The sequence below is a fragment of the Mariniluteicoccus flavus genome (assembly GCF_054776655.1).
This window is the reverse complement of sequence record NZ_BAAHBN010000008.1, coordinates 41938-61537: the sequence shown is the minus strand read 5'-3', so window position 1 is coordinate 61537 and position 19600 is coordinate 41938. Positions and strand designations below refer to the sequence as shown.

20 protein-coding genes, 2 tRNA genes and 1 pseudogene are annotated in these 19600 nt (G+C 70.0%); 9 read left to right on the top strand and 14 right to left on the bottom strand.

Annotation, left to right across the window (positions count from 1 at the left end):
- Positions 1–123 precede the first annotated feature (123 nt).
- A complete protein-coding gene (argS, locus tag ACYVAG_RS13270) occupies positions 124–1764 on the top strand; it encodes an arginine--tRNA ligase (protein WP_460770377.1) in 1641 nt (546 codons plus the stop codon).
- 13 nt (positions 1765–1777) lie between these two features.
- Here argS and ACYVAG_RS13265 read toward each other — a convergent pair.
- Together ACYVAG_RS13265 and ACYVAG_RS13260 are read right to left on the bottom strand one after the other, a co-directional pair.
- A pseudogene (locus tag ACYVAG_RS13265) lies at positions 1778–2002 on the bottom strand (Y-family DNA polymerase); the annotation flags it as partial.
- Between the two features lie 79 nt (positions 2003–2081).
- A complete protein-coding gene (locus ACYVAG_RS13260) occupies positions 2082–2474 on the bottom strand; it encodes a DUF1304 domain-containing protein (RefSeq protein WP_460770375.1) in 393 nt (130 codons plus the stop codon).
- A 53-nt stretch (positions 2475–2527) separates the two neighbouring features.
- On the opposite strand from ACYVAG_RS13260, the gene ACYVAG_RS13255 reads away from it, so the two are divergent.
- Positions 2528–3355, top strand: coding sequence for a DUF4352 domain-containing protein (locus ACYVAG_RS13255; protein WP_460770373.1), 828 nt, complete (start codon positions 2528–2530; stop codon positions 3353–3355).
- Between the two features lie 61 nt (positions 3356–3416).
- Here the strand turns inward: ACYVAG_RS13255 and ACYVAG_RS13250 are convergent, their stop codons facing one another.
- The 10 genes from ACYVAG_RS13250 to ACYVAG_RS13205 form a co-directional block, all read right to left on the bottom strand.
- Entirely contained in the window at positions 3417–3758 is a 342-nt protein-coding gene (locus ACYVAG_RS13250) for a DUF2200 domain-containing protein (protein ID WP_460770371.1), read from the bottom strand.
- Between the two features lie 103 nt (positions 3759–3861).
- Positions 3862–5196, bottom strand: a complete 1335-nt coding sequence (locus tag ACYVAG_RS13245) for a cation:dicarboxylate symporter family transporter (protein WP_460770369.1) — start codon at positions 5194–5196, stop codon at positions 3862–3864.
- Positions 5197–5334: 138 nt separating this feature from the next.
- Complete coding sequence (gene ppgK / locus ACYVAG_RS13240) at positions 5335–6132, bottom strand: polyphosphate--glucose phosphotransferase (RefSeq protein WP_460770367.1); 798 nt, start codon at positions 6130–6132, stop codon at positions 5335–5337.
- Positions 6129–7565: a PH domain-containing protein gene (locus ACYVAG_RS13235; RefSeq protein ID WP_460770365.1), complete on the bottom strand. Its 1437-nt coding sequence runs from the start codon at positions 7563–7565 to the stop codon at positions 6129–6131. The genes ppgK and ACYVAG_RS13235 overlap by 4 nt, the downstream gene beginning before the upstream one ends.
- On the bottom strand, positions 7562–8065 hold the full coding sequence (locus tag ACYVAG_RS13230) for a PH domain-containing protein (RefSeq protein WP_460770363.1): 504 nt from the start codon (positions 8063–8065) through the stop codon (positions 7562–7564). Before ACYVAG_RS13230 ends, ACYVAG_RS13235 begins: the two co-directional genes overlap by 4 nt.
- A 180-nt stretch (positions 8066–8245) precedes the next feature.
- Complete coding sequence (locus ACYVAG_RS13225) at positions 8246–8932, bottom strand: DUF1707 SHOCT-like domain-containing protein (protein WP_460770361.1); 687 nt, start codon at positions 8930–8932, stop codon at positions 8246–8248.
- A gap of 104 nt (positions 8933–9036) precedes the next feature.
- A tRNA-Gly gene (locus ACYVAG_RS13220) sits at positions 9037–9110 on the bottom strand.
- A 53-nt stretch (positions 9111–9163) separates the two neighbouring features.
- A complete protein-coding gene (locus ACYVAG_RS13215) occupies positions 9164–9664 on the bottom strand; it encodes a type II toxin-antitoxin system PemK/MazF family toxin (RefSeq protein WP_460770360.1) in 501 nt (166 codons plus the stop codon).
- Between the two features lie 41 nt (positions 9665–9705).
- Entirely contained in the window at positions 9706–10302 is a 597-nt protein-coding gene (locus ACYVAG_RS13210) for a TetR/AcrR family transcriptional regulator (RefSeq protein WP_460770358.1), read from the bottom strand.
- 89 nt (positions 10303–10391) lie between these two features.
- On the bottom strand, positions 10392–11903 hold the full coding sequence (locus ACYVAG_RS13205; protein ID WP_460770357.1) for an acetyl-CoA hydrolase/transferase family protein: 1512 nt from the start codon (positions 11901–11903) through the stop codon (positions 10392–10394).
- 182 nt (positions 11904–12085) lie between these two features.
- Here ACYVAG_RS13205 and ACYVAG_RS13200 point away from each other — a divergent pair.
- The 3 genes from ACYVAG_RS13200 (at position 12086) to ACYVAG_RS13190 (ending at position 13779) form a co-directional block, all read left to right on the top strand.
- Positions 12086–12156, top strand: a tRNA-Gly gene (locus tag ACYVAG_RS13200).
- Between the two features lie 154 nt (positions 12157–12310).
- Positions 12311–13177, top strand: coding sequence for a hypothetical protein (locus tag ACYVAG_RS13195; RefSeq protein WP_460770355.1), 867 nt, complete (start codon positions 12311–12313; stop codon positions 13175–13177).
- The gene (locus ACYVAG_RS13190; RefSeq protein WP_460770353.1) at positions 13129–13779 is read left to right on the top strand and encodes an LPXTG cell wall anchor domain-containing protein; all 651 of its coding nucleotides are present in this window, start codon (positions 13129–13131) and stop codon (positions 13777–13779) included. The genes ACYVAG_RS13195 and ACYVAG_RS13190 overlap by 49 nt, the downstream gene beginning before the upstream one ends.
- Before the next feature lie 61 nt (positions 13780–13840).
- Here ACYVAG_RS13190 and ACYVAG_RS13185 read toward each other — a convergent pair whose 3' ends face one another.
- Positions 13841–14353 (bottom strand): phosphotransferase, encoded by a 513-nt coding sequence (locus tag ACYVAG_RS13185; RefSeq protein ID WP_460770352.1) that lies wholly within the window; start codon positions 14351–14353, stop codon positions 13841–13843.
- Complete coding sequence (locus ACYVAG_RS13180) at positions 14319–15779, bottom strand: MFS transporter (RefSeq protein WP_460770351.1); 1461 nt, start codon at positions 15777–15779, stop codon at positions 14319–14321. The genes ACYVAG_RS13185 and ACYVAG_RS13180 overlap by 35 nt, the downstream gene beginning before the upstream one ends.
- Positions 15780–16055: 276 nt before the next feature.
- On the opposite strand from ACYVAG_RS13180, the gene ACYVAG_RS13175 reads away from it, so the two are divergent.
- Genes ACYVAG_RS13175 through ACYVAG_RS13160 form a run of 4 tightly spaced genes read left to right on the top strand, consistent with a single transcriptional unit; the run spans position 16056 to position 19594 of the window.
- On the top strand, positions 16056–17240 hold the full coding sequence (locus ACYVAG_RS13175) for a glucosaminidase domain-containing protein (protein ID WP_460770349.1): 1185 nt from the start codon (positions 16056–16058) through the stop codon (positions 17238–17240).
- Between the two features lie 38 nt (positions 17241–17278).
- Complete coding sequence (locus ACYVAG_RS13170; protein WP_460770347.1) at positions 17279–18097, top strand: NUDIX hydrolase; 819 nt, start codon at positions 17279–17281, stop codon at positions 18095–18097.
- 4 nt (positions 18098–18101) lie between these two features.
- Positions 18102–18650: a DUF1697 domain-containing protein gene (locus ACYVAG_RS13165; RefSeq protein WP_460770346.1), complete on the top strand. Its 549-nt coding sequence runs from the start codon at positions 18102–18104 to the stop codon at positions 18648–18650.
- On the top strand, positions 18650–19594 hold the full coding sequence (locus ACYVAG_RS13160) for a cation diffusion facilitator family transporter (protein WP_460770344.1): 945 nt from the start codon (positions 18650–18652) through the stop codon (positions 19592–19594). The genes ACYVAG_RS13165 and ACYVAG_RS13160 overlap by 1 nt, the downstream gene beginning before the upstream one ends.
- Positions 19595–19600: the final 6 nt, after the last annotated feature.

Here is a 19600-nt window from a genome sequence, read left to right as displayed (position 1 = left end):
CAGTGGTCGAACGGGTCTTCCTCCATGACAGCAAACCGCATGGTCGGTTTGTTCCCTCGGCGGGGGTCGGCACGAGACGAAATGCGGCCGGGCGTACGCGGGACCCGTGGAAGAATGGGTCACATGTCTTCACTGCCCTCCGAGCTCGCCGCCCGGGTCCTCGCCGTCGCCGGCGCCGACCCCGAGCTGCGCGCCGCCACCAAGCCCCAGTTCGGCCACTTCCAGTCCAACGTGGCCCTGCGTCTGGCGAAGCAGGAGGGCAGGCCGCCCCGCGAGGTGGCCCAGCGCATCGTCGACGAGCTCGACGTCGCCGACCTGTGCGAGCCGCTCGAGGTCGCGGGCCCGGGGTTCATCAACTTCCGGCTCCGCAACGACGTGCTCGCCCGCACGGCCCAGTCGGTGCTGGACGACCCCCGCCACGGCGTCGTCCCCGCCGCCGAGCCGAAGACCGTCGTCATCGACTATTCGGCCCCGAACGTGGCGAAGCAGATGCACGTCGGCCACCTGCGTACGACCATCATCGGCGACTGTTTCAACCGCGTCCTGACCGCCGTCGGCCACACCGTCGTGCCCCAGAACCACATCGGCGACTGGGGCCGCCAGTTCGGCATGCTCATCGAGCAGATCCTCGACGAGGGCCTCGACGCCTCCACCCTCACGCTCGCCGAGGCCGACGCCCTCTACAAGCGCGCGAACCAGCACTTCAAGGACGACGAGGAGTTCGCCGCCCGCGCCCGGGCCCGCGTCTCGATCTTCCAGGGCGGTGACGAGGAGTCGCTCGCGATCTGGCACCAGCTGATGGACGTGTCCAAGGCGGGCTTCAACGCCGCGTACGCACGGTTGAACGTCAAGCTCACCGACGCCGACCTCGCCGGGGAGTCGACCTACAACGCCGACCTCGCCAGCGTGTGCGCCGAGCTCGAGGAGTCGGGCGTCGGCGTCATCGACGACGGCGCGCTCGTGGTCTTCGTCGAGGGCTTCGAGGCCCCGCTGATCGTCCGCAAGCGCGACGGCGGCTACGGCTACGGCACCACCGACCTCGCCGCCGTACGCCGCCGCGTGCGCGAGATCGGCGCCGACCGCATGATCTATGTGACCGACGCCCGCCAGGGCGGCCACTTCAAGCTCGTGTTCGGCGCCGCGCGCCGCGCCGGCTGGCTGCCCGACACGGTCTCGGCCGAGCACGTCGGCTATGGCATGGTCCTCGGCGACGACAACCGCCCGCTGAAGTCGCGCGACGGCTCGGCGGCGCTGCTGGTCGACCTGCTGGACGCGGCCGAGGAGGCCGCGGCGCCGGAGATCGCGCTGGCGGCGATCAAGTACGCCGACCTGTCGTCGGGGCTGCAGAAGGACTATGTGTTCGACGCCGAGCGCATGAGCCGGACGACCGGCGACACCGGCCCCTACCTGCAGTACGCCCACGCGCGCTGCTGCCAGGTGCTCCGCAACGCCGAGGCTTTGGAGCCGGCCCCGGCCGTGGGCCCGATCGCCGTGCTCGACGAGCCGGCCGAGCAGACGCTCGCGATGGCGCTGTCGCGCTATGGGGAGGTCGTCGCCGAGCTCGCCGAGAACCTGCAGCCCCACAAGCTGTGCGCCTACCTCTTCGAGGTCGCGACGGCGTTCTCGTCGTTCTACGAGCAGTGCCCGGTGTTGCGGTCGGAGGGCGACGTGCTGACCTCTCGCCTCGGGCTGGTCGCGGCGACGCGCGACGTGCTGGGCGCGGGCCTGGGCCTGCTGGGGATCGAGGCGCCGGAACGCATGTGACGTGCGACGCCGCCTCGTACGCCTCGTGATCCACGGGCAGGAACACCGCTCCCTCCGGGGCCTTGCGAGCAGCGATCTTGAGCGGCATCCCCGAGCCGATCCCGAACGCGCGCGCTTCGTAGGACGCGGTCGAGACCACCGCGCGCTCTGTCGGATCTCCCCGCCCGCCGACGATTACGGGGAGACCCGCCAGCTCGGGCCTGCGCAGCACCTCGACGGCTGCGATGAACTGATCCATGTCGACGTGCAGCACCCACTCAGCCATGCACACGAGTGTGGCGGCTGAGCGAGGCGCTGTCACCCCCCGATGGGTCGGCTCAGTTCAGTGCGACGCCGATCGCGGTGACGACGACGGCCAGCAGCGGAAGCGTGCCCTGCATGATCGCGGCGCGCGCCTTGGAGCGGTCGGAGAGGATCAGCACGAGGGCAGCGGCGAGCATCATGCCGGTGCCGGCGAAGACGAGGGTCAGGCCGACCGTGACGGCGCCCAGGATGACCAGGCCCACGCCGAGCAGCGCCGTGAGCGCGAGGAACAGGTTGTAGAAGCCCTGGTTGAACGCCAGCTGCTTCATCGTGACAGCATCCGCCTCGCTGGCGACGCCGAAGATCTTGCGGGTCGCGGGTTCGGTCCACTTGAGGGACTCGAGTGCGAAGATGAAGACGTGGAAGGCGGCCGCAGCAGCGGCGAGGACGAGTCCGGTGATGATCATTCCCTCATCATGTCGTACCCGCCGGACCCGGCGGCCGACCATCAGGAGTCAGCATGTCCCAGCACCAGCCCCCGCAGCAGCCCGGCCAGAACTTCGGCCAGCCCCAACAGGGCAACCCCGCGTACGCCGCGTACCCCCCGCAGATGGCGCCGCAGGGCCCGCCGCCGCAGCAGAAGAAGCCGCTGACGAAGAAGTGGTGGTTCTGGGTGATCGTGGGGATCGTCGGCATGTCGCTGCTGGGTCGATGTGGCGGGGGGTCGGAGGGGGCGGCACCGGCGGCATCGGCGAGTCCGGTGGCGGCGAGTCAGCCGGCGGCCGCGTCGCAGGCGCCTGCGGCGGTGCCCGCCGGTGGTACGCAGGCTCCGGCCGCGACGCAGGCCCCGGCTCCGGCGGCGACGCAGGCTCCGGCCGCGACGCAGGCGCCGGCGCCGGCAGCGCCGCCGGCCCCTGCCGCTCCTGCCACGCAGGCCCCGGCCAAGAAGCCGGCTGATGCCGCGGTGGGTCTCAACACGCCGGTGCAGGGCTCCGACATCCAGTTCACCGTGACGTCCTTCGCCTGCGGCGTGAAGGTGTCGGATCCGCTCCAGAAGATCGAGCCGCAGGGCAAGTTCTGCCAGCTGAAGGTGACCGCGAAGAACGTCGGCAAGCGCCAGGTCCGCCTGTCGGACGACGACATCAAGATTCTGGACGCGAACGGAGCCGAATATAAGTCGTCGAGCGAGACCTGGCTCGTGGATGGCGCCATGTTCTTGGAGGCGATCAACCCCGGCAACACGCTCAAGGGGATCGTCTACATCGACGTCCCGGAGGACGTGAAGCCTGTGCAGGCCGTCCTGAAGGACGGCTTCTTCTCCAAGGGTGCCAAGGTCAACCTGGGCTGAGGCGTACCGATAGGTGTCTGCACGCTGCCGCGTACTCACGGCAGCGTGCAGACATGTTCTGTCAGGTACGCAGGATCTTCTCCATCGGCCGGCCCTTCGCGAGCTCGTCGACGAGCTTGTCGAGATAACGGATCTTCTGCATCAGCGGGTCCTCGACGTCCTGGACGCGTACGCCGCAGACCGAGCCGGTGATCAGGGCCGCGCCGGGGTTCATCCGCGCCGCCGAGAAGAAGCCCTCGAACGTGGTCTCGTCGGCCAGGTGCTGCTGCAGCGTCGCCTCGTCGAAGCCGGTGAGCCACGCGATGACCGTGTGGAGCTCCTCGACCGTGCGCCCTTTCCTCTCCACCTTCGTGACGTAGTGGGGATAGACCGACGCGAAGCTCGGGGTGAAGATGCGATGCATGGGAGGGAGCGTACGCGGGGTCGGCCGGTCGTTGCGTGTGCGCAAGTTGGGTGATTGGCCCGGCGTGTCGACCCAACCTGCGCACCCGGGTGCACAAGTTGGGTCAGTGGGCCTGCATCGTCGTCTCGTCGAACGGGATCTTCTTGTCCAGCACGTCATTGGCGCGCTCGCGGTCGAACTCCCCGACCCACTTGCCGATGAGCAGCGTCGCCACCGCGTTGCCCGTGAAGTTCGTCAGGGCGCGGGCCTCCGACATGAACTTGTCGATGCCGACGATGACGCCCATGCCGCCCAGCAGAGCGGGCTTGTGGGCCTGGAGGCCGGCCGCGAGCGTCGCCAGACCGGCGCCCGTGACGCCCGCCGCGCCCTTCGAGGCGATGATCATGAACAGCAGCAGGCCGATCTGCTGGCTGATGCTCATCGGCATCTTCATGGCGTTCGACACGAACAGCGCCGACATCGTCAGATAGATCGCGGTGCCGTCGAGGTTGAACGAATAGCCGGTGGGGACGGTGATGCCGACGACCGACTTGCCGACGCCCGCGTGCTCCATCTTCGCGATGAGGCGCGGGAGCGCGGTCTCGGACGACGACGTCGAGAAGATCAGCAGGTATTCCTTGCCGAGGTAGCGCAGCAGCTTGAAGATGTTCAGCCCCGTCACCATCTTCAGCAGGCCGCCGAGGATGACGACGATGAACAGGATGCAGGTCGCATAGAAGCCGCCCATCAGCACCAGCATCGCCGACACCGCGGCCCAGCCGGTCGCGCCCACGACCGCCGCGATGGCGCCGAACGCGCCCAGCGGTGCGACCCACATGATCATCGTGAGGATGCGGAACACCACGGCCTGGAGGTGGCCGACGAACTCGAGGATCGGCTTGCCGCGCTCACCCATCGACTGGATGGCGAAGCCCACGAGCAGCGCGACGAACAGCGTCGGCAGCACCGGGATGGACGGCGGGATGATGTGGAGGATGAAGTCGACCGTCGAGTTCGCCGCGCCGCCCTTCGACGGCGTGTAGGGCTTCGGCGCCAGGCCCTCGCCCGGGTGGACGAGGTTGCCGACGACGAGGCCGATGGCCAGCGCGAACGTCGACATCGCGATGAAGTACGCGAGGGCGAGGCCGCCCACCTTGCCGACTGTCGCGGCCTTGGCGATCGAGCCGATGCCGAGCACGATGGTGCAGAAGATGACCGGGGCGATGATCATCTTGATCAGGTTCACGAAGCCGTCGCCGACGGGCTTCCAGGCCTGGGCCGCCTGGGGGGCGACGAGGCCGAAGATCACGCCGAGGACGACGGCGGCGATCACGGCGATGTAGAGGAAGTGGGTGCGGTCCTTCTTCGGCTTCGCCGGGTGGGGCTGGTCGCCGCGGATGTCGTGTCCGTGGGGATTCGTGGGGTACAGCTCGTTGTCGTTGTCGACGCTGGTGCTCATGGCTCTCGTCCCTGGTCAGGTGTCTGGGCACGCGCCACGGAGAAGACGACCCCGGCGGCGCTGCGCACATCCTAAGGGTCACGCCGGGGGCTGATTACCGTTTCGTCAGGAATTGAGGCGCAGATCACGCGCGCCGACTCAGATCGTGGGGTCGAGCCCCGTTCCCGCGTACGTGCTCGTCGCCGCACGATCCTCCGCCAGCCAGGCCGCGCCGATGATGCCGGCTTTGTTGCGGTGGACCGCCGGGATGATCGGCGCGTTCAGCTTCAACTGGGGCAGGTATTTGTCGGAGTCCTTGCTCACGCCGCCGCCGACGACGATCAGGTCGGGCCACAGCAGCTTCTCGACCGTCTCGTAATAGCGCTGCAGGCGCGGCACCCACTCCTTGTAGGACAGGCCGAGCTTGTCCTTCACGCCCGAGCTCGCCTGGGTCTCGGCGTCGTGGCCGTCGATCTCGAGGTGGCCGAGCTCGGAGTTCGGCACGAGCACGCCCTTGTAGATCAGCGCCGAGCCGATGCCGGTGCCGAGCGTGGTCATCAGCACCAGACCCGGATGATCCTTCGCGGCTCCGTATTTCACCTCGCACATGCCGGCGGCGTCGGCGTCGTTGACCAGCATGACGTCGCGGCCGAGCGCGTCCTCGAACACCTTCTCGGCCTCGCAGTCGATCCACGACTTGTCGATGTTGGCGGCCGACCGCGTACGCCCGTGGGTCACGACCGCCGGGATCGTGATGCCGATCGGGCCGGTCGCCGAGAGCTCGCCGAAGTGCTCGACGATCTGCTTGACGACCTTCGCGACGTTCTTCGGGGTCGACTTGGAGGGGGTGTCGATGCGGAGGCGATCGGCCGCGAAGTCGCCCTTCGTGAGGTCGACCGGAGCCCCCTTGATGCCGGAGCCGCCGATGTCGATGCCAAGGACCACGGTGTCGTTCATTGCGGCAGGATATCGCCCTCGAGGCGCCGTGCGTACGCGGCCCTCGGCAGCTGTCCGTCCATCAGAGCGCGCGCGACTCCGGCGTCCAGGTGTTCCGCGAGGAGGCGTACGGGTCCGTTGGTCGTGTCGACGTACACGTCGGCGAGGCGGAGCCGGCGCTGGATCGGGCCCTGGACCAGGCGTACGGACTGGGTCTTCGCGTGGGGCACGATCAGGCGCTGGTGGCCGAGGCGGCCGGAGTCGGCGATGAGGACGCGGTCGTCGAAGCCGTGGCGCAGCGCCGACCAGCCGATCGGCGCGACCCAGCGGGCGCGGCCGGGCGCCTGGAGCAGGAAGATCGCCTCGGTGTCGACGCCGGGGAGGAGCTGGGCCAGAGCGATGCGGACCTGGTCGGCGCTTGCGACCGGGAACAGCATGCTGGACGCGGCCGAGCTGTTGTCGGTGTCGTCGTTGCCCTGGTAGCCGAGCACGTCGATGTCGACCCGGTGGAACCCGAGGGCGCGCCAGAGCCACGACTGGTGGATGCGTACGCCCTGCACCCGGTCGACCGGGATGGACTGGCTCGTGAGGTTGGTCAGCCCGCGGGTGATGCGCAGTCCGCGACCGGTGCGCGCCAGCGTGTAGTTGTATTGCGCGATCACCCGCCGGCTGACCAGGGTGACCACGCCGATCACGAGCGGGATCAGACCGCCGGCCGCGACGAGCACCTGGTCCCACCAGATCGAGGCGGTGAGCGCGGCCGCGAGGAACCCGGCCGACCACAGGAACTCGCTCGAGGTGAGCAGGCCCAGGATCAGCTGCTGCGGCGTGAGACGCACGAGGATCTCGTCGTGGGCGGCGAGGTCGTCGTACGCCGACGCCTGCGGTCCGGCCTCCGACTCGGCGCGGGTGATCGCGACGCCGTGGGCCCGTTGGAGGAGATAGTCGCGGATGGCGTACGCCTTGGCGCGCGAGAGGTAGCGCAGCGTGAGCCCCGACTCGCCGGCCCCGGCCTCGATGCGCAGCTCGCAGAGGCCGAAGATGCGCGCCGCGAGCGGCTGGATGACGTCGATCGACTGCACGCGGCGAAAGCCGATGCGCTTGGAGGAGCGGTTGAGCAGGCCGGTCTCGATGCGCAGCTCGTCGTCGTCGATGACGAAGCGGGTCGTCCACCAGGTCACCAGCGAGGCCAGGGCGGCGAGGACCGCGATGGCGATGATGCCGGCCACGATCACCCAGGCGGGAAGCGAGCCGCGCGACTGGCGGTTCGGCAGGAACTCGCGGCCGAAGCCGATCGCGATGGCGACCAGCAGCACCCAGCCCCGGATGAGCGGCGTCAGCGGGTGGGGGCGCTCGGTCTGCTTGGCGACGGGCGGGCCGGATGGGCCGGGTGGGCCGGGTGGGCCCGGGGGCTCCAGTCCACCCGGTGGTGGCGCGGGCAGGTGCTCGCTCACAGGCCCGACGTCCGGGTCTCGGCTCGCTCGGTCAGTCGGTCGCGCAGCGCGGCGGCCTCGTCCGGCGGCAGGCCCGGGATCGTGGCGTCGGTCGACGACGACGCCGTGACGAGCTTGACGGTGGCGAGCCCGAGCGCGCGCTCGAGGGGTCCCGACTCGACCTCGACGACCTGCATGCGGCCGTAGGGCACGGCGGTCAGCCGACGGAACATGACCCCGCGGGTGACCCACAGGTCGTCGTCGAGCTCGGCGTACCCCCAGGACCGCCAGAGCGCGCCCATCGCGAGGCATCGCCAGACCGCGAGGGCGAGGCCGGCCACGACGAAGGGGGCGGTCCAGCGCCAGTCGGCCGTGATCAGCCAGAGCGTGACTGCGGGGATGGCGAACACGATGAGCCACGACAGCGGCGTGCTCACGCGTTTGAGGTCGCGCCAGCGCGGGGAGATCGGTCGCCAGGCGACGCCGGGTGGGGCGAACAGGGCGTCGTGCGCGTCAGGCATGGGCCCAGCGTACGCAGGGGGCGAACCTCGGCGTTGGCTGAGCGAGCGCAGCGAGTCGAACCGATGGCTGAGCGAGCGCAGCGAGTCGAAGCCGCAGGTCAGCGTTGGCTGAGCGAGCGCAGCGAGTCGAAGCCGCAGGTCGGCGTTGGCTGAGCGAGCGCAGCGAGTCGAAGCCGGAGGTCAGCGCCCGCGCTGCAGCCGCCGTTGCTCGCGGCGGCGTTCCCGGGCCAGCTGCTTGCCTGGACCGGTGATCTCGACGCCGCCCATCATGGCGATGCCCTTGAGCACGATGACCGGCCCGGGTCCGTTGACGATGTGCTTGACCTCGGAGCCCCCGAGGATGCCGATCGTCTCGTCGCGCACGTCGACGCCGGCCGGAACTTTGATCTCCATGCCGCCCATGCAGGCGTACGACGTGATCGTGACGGTGTCGGAGGTGAACTCGGCGTCGGTGAGGTCGAGCTCGACGCCGCCCATGAGCGAGTACGCGGTGATCTCGCTCGGCACTCGCCAGTGGCCCTTGCGGCTCGCGCCGCCCAGGACGCCGACCAGGGTGAGGGGCCGGGTGGCGACCCGGTTCATCCGGGGCGCCTGGGTGGCCGGGACCGGCGCGTGGGTCGCGGTCGGGGTCGTCGCCGCCGGAAGGGGGACGCCGATCGGCACCAGGTCGCGCGTCAGGGGGACGAGGTCGTCGAACGTCCGCGCGCGCGTGGCCATGGAGACGCGGTCGCCGTGCTCGTCGGCGGTCAGTCTCCCCTCCGCGTACGCGGCCGAGAGCAGGTCGATCACCTGGTTGCGGTCGGCATCACTGGCGCGCAGGTCGCCGCCGGCCGCCGGTCCGACGTCGAGGGGTTCGGGAGTGCTCATGAATCCACCGTAGGACGCGGACGGGGCCCATGTCAGGGGGCCGGGGCGGGGTTGAGGGGGCGGTCAGGGGGAGCCCTGATGGCGCACTCCGCACGGCTGGTGAGTGGAGCGGGCGGCAAGGATCGCACTCGCGTCTTCACCCGGGAAGGGTGACGTTCTTCTATTGAACTACGCCCGCAGAGACACCGACTCTACCGTGTCGGGCCGATCGCCGCCGGTTCCGACGCGCGGTCAGGTCAGATGTTGGCGGATCTCACCGGCCACGGCGTCGAAGCGCCGGCGGTCCAGCCGTACGCCGGCCCGGCGGACCGCGCCCGGCTCGACGCGGATCACGCGGTTGGTGCGGGCCTCGCTCGGTCGGCCGGAGCGGTCCCAGGCGCCGGTGCCGACGTCGATCCAGAACCGGCCCTGCGACGCCTCCTGGTCGCGGTCGCGGTCATGGTCCTTGCTGGTGAGGGGCACGGCGAGCAGCCACGGGTCGTCGCGGCCGATGAGCAGCACCGGGCGCTCCTTGCCGCGCGTGTGGTCCTCCTCGTACGGCACCCACGCCCACACGATCTCGCCGGGGTCCGGCAGCTTCCCCTCGACCGGCGCGTACTCGATCGGGGGGCGGCCGCGGAAGTCGCCGGGATAGCCGGCGGCGGGAGGGGCGGGCGTACGCGCGGTATCGGTCCGGGGGCGCGGGCGTGGCCGCACCAACGAGCCGATCGCGCGCAGGAATCGCTTCACCATGGGCCCAGTCTGCCGGGTGATGCTGGCCCGACGGGCTGGGGTCAGGCAGCGGGGAGGGCGCCCACGAGCGCGTCGTCGACGGCCGGCCCGAACATGTCGAGGAGCTCGTCGAGGGTCGCGTCGACGATGCCGGGGCGGCGTACGACGTGGCGCATGAAACCGACGCCCATCAGGATCGTCGCTGCCGTCGCGGCGCGACGCTCGGGTTGGTCGGCGCCCAGGCGCTCGGTGAGGTCGGCCAAGATCGTGCCGCCGAGGTACTGCGATGCGGCTTCGGCCCCGTCGGTCGACGTGGAGGCGCGGACGATCGCGAGATAGCGCTCGACGCCCGCAGGGTCCTCCCACGCGGTGAGATACGAGCGCAGGGCGGCGCGCCCGATGTGTTCGCGGGGGGTCGCCAAGAGTGCGTCAACGACCTTGACGGGATCGCCCGGCGCGGCCGCCGCATTGACTGCCGCATTGAAGAGATCCTCCTTTCCCGCAAAATAGTGATGCACCAGGGCGGGGTCGACGCCGGCGTCGCGGGCGATGGCCCGCAGCGATACGGCGGAATAGCCGTCCTCAGCAAAGCGCTGGCGGGCGGCGGTCAGAATCAGGCCGCGTGTGTCTTCACCCGAGCGGGGGCCTCGTTTGGTCACCCGAGAAGATTACGCCCTTACCTCGCGTTTGGACGAGCGACCCAGCGTGGCGGGCGGTGTGATTCTGACACGGTCGCTCGTCCCGGTGGTCAGGCCTTCATGGTTCCGTTCGTGAGGAAATTCTGGTGCCACGACAGGGCGGTCGCGAGGTCGTGGGGGGTCTGGAGGCCGTTGGCGAGCTTCGCCGCGCGCTCGGTGTAGTCGAGCAGGGCGTCGCGATAGTCAGGGTGGGCGCACTTCTCGATGATGACCTTGGCGCGCTTGCGGGGTGCCAGTCCCCGCAGGTCGGCGAGGCCCTGCTCCGTGATGATGACCTGCACGTCGTGTTCGGTGTGGTCGACGTGGGAAACCATGGGCACGATTGCCGAGATGGCGCCGCCCTTGGCGGTCGAGGGTGACACGAAGGTCGAGATGTACGCGTTGCGCGTGAAGTCGCCCGAGCCGCCGATGCCGTTCTGGATCTTCGAGCCCATGACGTGGGTCGAGTTCACGTGACCGTAGATGTCGGCCTCGATCAGCCCGTTGCACGAGATGACGCCCAGGCGGCGGATGACCTCGGGGTGGTTGGAGATCTCCTGCGTGCGCAGGATGATCTTGTCGCGATAGTGGGCCGCCATGGTGTTCATGCGCTCGGCCGCCGTGGGCGACAGCGAGAACGCCGTCGCCGAGGCCACGGTGAGCTTGCCGGAGTCGATGAGGTGGACCATGCCGTCCTGGATCACCTCGGTGTAGGACGTGAGGTTCTCGAACGGCCCCTCGGCGAGCCCTGCGAGCACGGCGTTGGCGATGTTGCCGACGCCGGACTGCAGCGGCAGCAGGTTCTTCGGCAGGCGGCCGATGGTGACCTCGTGCTGGAGGAAGTCCAGCAGGTGGCCCGCGATCATCTTCGAGTCCTCGTCGATGGGCTTGAAGGGCGAGTTGCGGTCGGGGTCGTTGGTCTCGACGACGGCGACGACCTTCGCGGGGTCGACGCGATAGGTCGGCTGGCCGATGCGGTCGGAGGTCTTGGTGATCTGCACGGGCCTGCGGTTGGGGGGCAGGGCGGTGCCGTAGTAGATGTCGTGCATGCCGAAGAGGTCCTCGGACTGCCACTCGTTGACCTCGAGGATGACCTGCTCGGCGCAGTCGATCCACGTCTTGTTGTTGCCGACCGAGGACGAGGGGATCAGTTCGCCGTCCTCCGTGATGCCGGCGACCTCGATGAGGGCGGTGTCGAGCTTGCCGAGGAACCCCTCCCACACCTGCTGGGCGACGTGGCTCAGGTGTTGGTCGATGTATTCCATCTGGCCGGCGTTGATCTTCGCCCGCGTCACGGGATCGGACTGGTAAGGAAGTCGGAGTTCGATGCCGTCGGCCTCCGCCAGTGCGCCGTCGAGCTCGGGCGCGGTCGATGCCCCGGTCCAGACGCCGACCCGGAACGACTCGCCGCGTGCCGTCGCTTCCCGGATGTGCTGGGCGAGCGCGACCGGCACCTCCTTCGGATAGCCGGCACCGGTGAACCCGCTCATGCCGACGTTCATGCCCGGCCGGATCAGGGCGGCGGCGTCGTGGGCCGACATCACCTTGGACTGGAAGGCGGGATGCTTGATGCGGTTGGACATGGGCGGTCTCCCTCGACGGGCCAGCAGGATTCGGTGTCCACGCTAGTCACTGGCGCATGTCGCCGAGAGGGTATCCGCTGTGATTGTGGTCTCGGGGTGGCGTACGCTGTCCCGTGGCCTGTGCTGTGGCTGACCCGTGGCGGTTCGGCTACACTGGGTCACCGACCCGGCGTACGGGTCGTGCGAATGTAGTTCAATGGTAGAACATCAGCTTCCCAAGCTGAATACGCGGGTTCGATTCCCGTCATTCGCTCTGGCTAGGGGAAACGGCTCCGTCGAGAAGGCCCGACGGGGCCTTTTCTGCGTTTCTCGAAGTGATGACGTCACCCGCGCGGGCGATATCTGGATCACCCGTCCCAATCGGGTTTCAATGTCTGACCAATGCTGCTTGACTCACGTTCGTCCACGTGACCGGGACCTGGGCGGCGTGGGCCGCTCAGTCGGCGTTGATGCGCGCGGTCTCCCAATCACCGGGCGTGGCACCGTCGGGAGACACGTTCGCGCTGGCCTGGGATGCTCACCTGGAGCCGTTCACCGCACCGTTCACCATCGATTCGACGGACACACCCAGCAGGACCATCGCCAACTGCGTCGCCAATGCCGGCGGGACCTCGGGGTCCGGTGTCATCACCTGCACCTCCACCGACTATGTCGAAACCAACCCCGGCAACCTCCGGGGCAGCCTGCGTGCGTTGGCGCGGCAAACGGATGTGAAGCAGGGGGCGCCGGTCACGGTGCGGTTCTCCGACACCGACGAGGCCGATCCGTACACGTGGTCGCCGCGCCCGGCTGAACCGTTCTCGCAGGTCACCTACTACAAGAACGGCGTGATCAATCCCGACGGCACGGTGGAGTGGTATGTCTACATTCCCGCCGGCAGGAACGGTCTGGAGACCGACTACCTCAACCTCGTCGTCACCGACACCTTCTCGCCGCCGATGACGCTCGTGCAGGCGCCGCGATTGAAGACGACCACCAGGCTGAACGACCTCGGCACCTGGCCCGACTATCAGGACGCCGACCCGAGCACCTACGCCGTGGTGCAGAACCTCCAGGACGGCAAGCTGGCCTCCTTCACGCTCACAGCGCCGAAGCTCGCCAGGGGGAGCTACAACGTCGTCCACCTCATCACGCGGGTCGACGCGTCCGCCCCGGATGGTCAGGTGTATTCCAACACCGCCAACACCACGGCGGACGGTGCCGACCTCGGGAACGCAGCGACGCCGTGCGCTATTTCGAGGGCGGCGGCGACGGAAACGGCAACCTGCCGATGAACCTGGTGTTGAACAAGGCGCTCACGTCGCCGGCGACGACGACCGCGGGGTCGACGGTCACGTGGACGCTGACGCCGTCGAACTCGGGTGACACGCAGGCCGCCGCGGGCTTGTCGGTCGTCGAGGTCCCGCCGCCGGGCCTGACCATCACCGCGATGTCCGGTCCGGGCTACACCTGTGACGTGGCGGCGCTGACCTGCACCAACGGATCCGCGCTGGCGCCGAAGGCGACAGCCGGGCCGATCTCGGTGACGGCGAAGCTGGCCGACGGCTTCACGGGAACGGCGAAGAACGTCGCGTACGTGAAGCCGGCACCGAACGACTCGCCGGAGACCAACCCGCTGGGTACGCCCCCGACGACGTCGACGAACACCTCGGCGTCGCCGACGGACAACGACGACGAGGCGTCGGTGAGAGTCACGCCGAAGCCGACGCCGACGCCGACCCCGACGGTGGTTCCGACCGGGCCTGCGCCGACCCAGCCCGCTCCGGGTGGCGGTCTGGCTGACACCGGTGTGGACGACAGCCTGACCCCGGCACTGGCGCTCGGTGGACTCCTGGCCGGAGCGGCCTCGCTGCTCCTGGGACGCCGCCGCAGCTGACGCCCATCGCGGAGCGGCCGGAACGGACACCCGTCCCGGCCGCTTCTGCGTTCGCAGGCCGCTATTCCGCCTGCCAGAGTCGCTGGTACCACCCGAGGCGCGCGTCCCGCCCCACCCCGTACGCCTCCAGGAACGCCCCCTCGTGGCCGGGGCCGAAGTTCCACCCCAGGCTCAGCACCGCCTGTGCCAGGTCGGCCCAGCGGTCGGCGACGCCGACGCGCGCGAGGTCCACATAGCCCGTGCAGGCGCCGCGGTCGTCGAGCAGGAAGTTCGGGTTGCACGGATCACCGTGGCAGACGACGAGCCGGTCGACGGGAGGCGGCGTACCCAGGTCGTGGCCCCCCGACACAGCGGCCAGCCGGTCCTCGGCAGCCCTGGTCCACGGGCAGTCCGCGATCCGGAGCGCGTCGTGGAAAGCTCGCAGCGCCCGACCCAGCGCCGGAACGGCCACCTCGGCAGGCAGCTCGATGGCCGACCGGCCCGGCAGCGCGGCGGTGTGGAGCCAGCCCACGCCGTCCCGCACGCCGGCCGACAGCACCTCAGGCGCCGACAGCCGGCGGGCCACCCAGGCCATGCGCGCGCCCTCCCCGATCGGATCCCACTCGGGGTGGGGCGGGCCGATCTTGCAGAAGGCGCCGGGGAGGGCGTACGTGACGCCGCCGATCCCGTTGTGCCACACCGCCTTCGGAGCGTCGCCGACGATGCCGCGGACGAACTCGGGCAGCTGGTACCGTTCGATCCCGGTCCAGTCGGCCGGCCGCTCGACACTCACCGGGCCGCCGCCTGCCGGCCCCGACGAAGCAGGGACCCGGCCACCGCGCAGAGCGCGAGGTACGCCGCTCCCGCGTACAGCACGGGGCGGAACGTCCCGAGCGACTCGCCGATCGCACCGCTGGCGAGCACGAGCACGACCGACGCCTGTCCGCACAGCTGCACCAGGCCGTTGGCCATCGCCGGTGACGTGGGGTGGGCGATCTCGGTCGATATTCGACGGCGACCGGCAGGCAACTGATGAGGAAGAACCCCAGCACCACCCCGCCGACGAGCTCCACGACCGGAGTCCGCGCCACCGAGACCACCACCAGCGCGAGGGCCGACAGGGCCATGCAGGTCACGAGGGCCGGCTCGCGTCGCCCGGTGCGGTCGCAGATCGCGGACACGACCACGGCGCCCACCAGACCCCCCAGCAGCATCAGTGCCCCGAACAGGCCGGCCCCCGCCGCGTCGAGGCCGGCGGTGGCCACGATCGGTTCGACCCAGGTGGTCACCCCGTTGAACGTGCCATAGGCCACGAACGTCATGACCAGCAGCATCGGCATCGGACGACGGCCGGTCAACGCGAGAGTCTCGCGGAAGGCCGTGCCGAGACGCGCGGCGTGCATCTCCGCGTCGTCCGCGTACGCCGGCCCGCCCGAGGGTCGGTCACGCATCAGCGCCAGGAAAGCGGCGGCGGAGGCGAGGGCGGCGGCTCCGTGGACGAGCTGGATCGCGCCCAGAGTCATCGTTTCCAGCAGCATCGGCGTCGCGACGAGCACGACCGTGCCGATCAGTCCCGCCAGCGTGACCACGCTGACGGCTGTCGTCCGGTGGCGCGGCGCGAACCACGGGTGCACGGTCGCGGTCCACGCGTTCATGATGACCGGTTGGGCGATGGCTGGAGGGAGGGTGGCGAGGAGGGCGGCCGCGTACGCGTCCCCGGCCAGGCCGCGGAGCAGCGCTCCGGCGGCGGTGGCGGCGGCCGCGGCGCCGACGGCCCGGCGTACGCCGACCCGGTCGATGAGCCACGACGCGGGCAGCGACAGCGGCAGGAATGCCGCCATGAAGATCATCGAGAACGCGCCGATCGCGGTCGTGCCGACGCCGAAGAAGCGCTGGGCGTCCAGGGTGACCGAGGCGTACGACACCCAGATCAGCTGGATCGTGGCGTTCACGGCGAAGGTGACGGCGAGCACGACCCACCGGTAAGCAGCCTGCTGGTCGGCCAGGCGGTGTTCCGCCACGGGCAGCTCCTCGACTGTGCGGCCGGTGGTTCGACCGATGAGTGATCGTCTCGCACACGGTGACGGGTCGCCACCCCCGGATCGAGGTGTGGGACACGCGACCCGACTCTCAACCCTCGATCGAGCCTTGACGCGCTTTCGCGAAGAATTGGCTGAATCGCTGGCCCGTGGCGCCCCCCGTTCCTAGGTTCAGCCTCAGCGCATGCATGAACCGCCTCGACCTTCCCCGAGCCGCATGCGCACGACGAGGCGTGTTCGCGGCGAGAGGAGGTCCCCATGAGGCCGCCCCAGCAGTTCCCCCGTTCGGCGGTCCTTGCGACCGCCGCCGCCCTCGTGGTCGGTGCCTTCGGCATCGCCCTTCCCCTGAGCCAGGTGCAGCTCGACACCAACGCGTACGCCGCCAACGGCGTCGACACGTCGAGCCAGCGCGCGTACATCCGGTCCGTCGCCCCCATGGCGCAGGCCGCCCACACGAAGTACGGCGTCCCCGCGTCGGTGTCGATCGCCCAGTCGATCCTCGAGTCGGGCTGGGGCAGGTCGTCGCTGACGACCGACCACAACGCCTACTTCGGCATCAAGTGCTCGAAGTCCGGGAGCTATGCGGTCGGGTGCGTGAGCATGCGTACGCGTGAGGTCTTCGACGGCCAGCCGACCTACATCACCGACGGGTTCCGGACCTACGCGAAGCCGATCGACTCGTTCCTCGACCACGGCGAGTTCCTGCGCATCAACAGCAGGTACGCGGCCGCCTTCCGCTATCAGGGCGACGCGAACCAGTTCCTGCGCGAGGTGCACAGAGCGGGCTATGCCACCGACCCGACGTACTCGTCGATGGTGATCGGGATCATGCGCGATTACAACCTGTACGCGTACGACGAGGGCACGACGACGTCGCCGAGCGCGAAGCCGACGACCGCTGCTCCGACCACGGGGAGGCCGACCAGCGCAGCGCCGACGACCGCGACCGCACTCCCCACGACGGCTGCCCCGACGACTGCCGCCCCGACGACTGCCTCGGCGACGCCGACCGTGACGCCCTCCCGCACGGCGACCCCGACCGTGACGCCCTCGGCAACGCCGTCGCGCACGGCAACGCCTTCTCGCACGGCGACGCCCTCGCGCACGGCGACGCCGACTGCGACGGTGACCCCCTCGCGCACGGTGACGCCTTCCGCGACCGCGACGCCCACGCGTACGCCGTCGGTCACCTTCGCCCCGCGCACCACCGCGAGCGCGAGCCCGTCGGCGACCGCCACGCCGTCCCGCACCGCGACACCGTCGCGCACGGCGCTGCCCGAGTCGGCACCCGTGACGCCGACGCAGCCGAAGGATCCCAACGTCCTGGAGATCCCGAAGCGCAAGGACGTCGTCGCGGTGCCGGTCTCGGCACCTGTCGGTGACCAGGACGCGGACCTGGGCGCGAAGGAGGGCTCGGGAGGCCTGGCGAAGACGGGTCACTGACCCGCCGGGACCCGACGCCACGCGGGTAGCCTGAGGCCATGAGCCTCATCCGTGTCAGCGCCGTGGTCCTTGTCGATGACGACGGGCGCATCCTCACCGTCCGCAAGCGCGGCACCCACCGCTTCATGCTGCCGGGCGGCAAGCCCGAGGCGGGGGAGTCGGCAGCCGAGTGTGCGGCGCGCGAGTGCCGCGAGGAGGTCGGTGCTGTGCTCGACCCGGCGGCGCTGCGGCACCTCGGCCGCTACACGAGCGATGCGGCCAACGAGTCCGACCATCGGGTCGAGGCCGAGGTGTTCTCCCATGCGGCCCCGACGTCGGTCGCGCGGGCCGGCGAGATCGATGAGGTCCGCTGGCTCGACCGGTCGGCACCGCTGCCGGACGACCTGGCGCCGCTGTTGTTGGACCTCCTTCCCGTGTTGGAATCGCCGCGCTCGTTCGGGTTCTCGCGCTCGTTCGGGTGGGGCGTCGTCGCCATCAGCGACCCGGAGGCGACCGATGTTCCGGGCGATCTGGTCGACGGGCCGGTGACGCCGGCCGGACACGGGCTCCTCGTCCGAGTCCGCCACGCGTCGGACGTGGAGGTGCCGCAGGCGCTTGGGCCGGACGACGTCGTGCCGCCCGCCCAGGTGGCGATGCGTGTGCACGTCGACGAGCCCATGCCCGCAAACCCCACGTGGACAGGGATGCTGGACCTTCCCTCACGGAGCCTGGTGATCGGCGACGCCGACAGCGAGGTCGAGCTCGAACTCGATCGGCCCCGTTGCTCCGTCGCGGTCGTGCTCGACCCCGTCGACCACGCGACGTCGCTGGACCTGTTCGTCGGGGACGTCGATCCTCACTTGGGCAGGGATTCCTGACGCCATGGCCACCTGGATCGCGTTCCTCCGCGCCATCAACCTCGGGGCGAAGCGCAAGTTCTCCCCGGCCCAGGTCGTGGCGGCGACCGAAGCGGCCGGCTTCACCGACGTCGCGACGCACATCAACACCGGCAACGTGCGGTTCTCGACGACGATGCGTTCTCCGCAACGGATCGCGGACGCGCTGGAGCAGGCGTACGCCGCCGACCGCGGCTTCGAGGTGCCGGTCGTGCTGATGGCGCCCGACGAGGTCGCGGCGATCGCCGACTCTCTCGATGACGTGGCCGCGGGCCACGCGGGCAAGCACTACGTGTCGCTGGTCCGGGACGCGCCGACGGCGGCGGCCGCCTCCGCGTTGGAGGGGAAGTCGGTCGCGGGCTGCCGCGTGGTCGTGCGCGATCGTGCGGTGCACCTGCTGGTCGACGACGACTATCGCTCCGCCGCGGTGTCGAACGCGACGGTGGAGAAGCTGCTCGGGGTGGCGACGAACCGCAACAGGACAGTGATTGCGGCGATCGCTGCGAAGTGGTGTGGAACAGCGAAGGTGGAGTGATGGCAGCCGGTCACGGGGGCCACGGGCACGGTGTGGGTCACGCCCACGACCACGGCGCCGGAGCCTCGCGTACGCGTCTGGCCCTCGCATTCGCCATCACCCTGGCGATCCTCGTCGCCGAGGTGGCCGGCGCGTGGTGGACGGGGAGCCTCGCGCTGCTGGTCGACGCGGGCCACATGGTCACCGACGCGGCCGGGCTTCTGCTCGCCCTGACGGCGGCCCAGCTGACGCTCCGACCTGCGGATTCCCGGCGTACGTGGGGTTTCCGGCGCGCCGAGGTGCTGTCGGCCGGGGCACAGGCGACCATCCTGCTGGCCGTGGGGGCGTACGCGCTGGTCGAGGGCGTGCGCCGGCTTCACGAGCCGGCCGAGGTGAGCGGCACCGGACTGCTGGTGTTCGGCGTGATCGGGCTGGTCGGAAACCTCATCGCCATGGGCGTGCTGGCGTCCGGCCGCGACGCGTCGTTGAACCTGCGCGCGGCGTTCCTCGAGGTCGTCAATGACGCCCTCGGCTCGGTCGCGGTGATCGCGGCCGCGCTGGTGGTGCGGTTCACGGGATGGACGCGCGCCGACGCGGTGGCCGGCATGGTGATCGCGCTGCTGATCATCCCGCGGGCGCTGGTGATCCTGAAGGAGGCCAGCAGCGTGCTGCTGGAGACGACGCCGACGGGCCTGGACCTTGACGCCGTACGCGCCCACCTGCTCGCACAGCCGCACGTGGTCGACGTGCACGACCTGCACGCGTCGCGGATCGACACGAGCACGCCGGTGCTGTCGGCGCACGTGGTGCTGGAGCAGGAATGCTTCGAAGACGGGCATTCGGGCGAGATGCTGGCGGAGCTCCAGGCGTGTGTGGCGACACACTTCCCGGTGTCAGTGGTTCACTCGACGTTCCAGCTGGAACCGCCGGGTCACGCATCGACGGAAGCTCAGTGCGCGCTCTGACGGGGC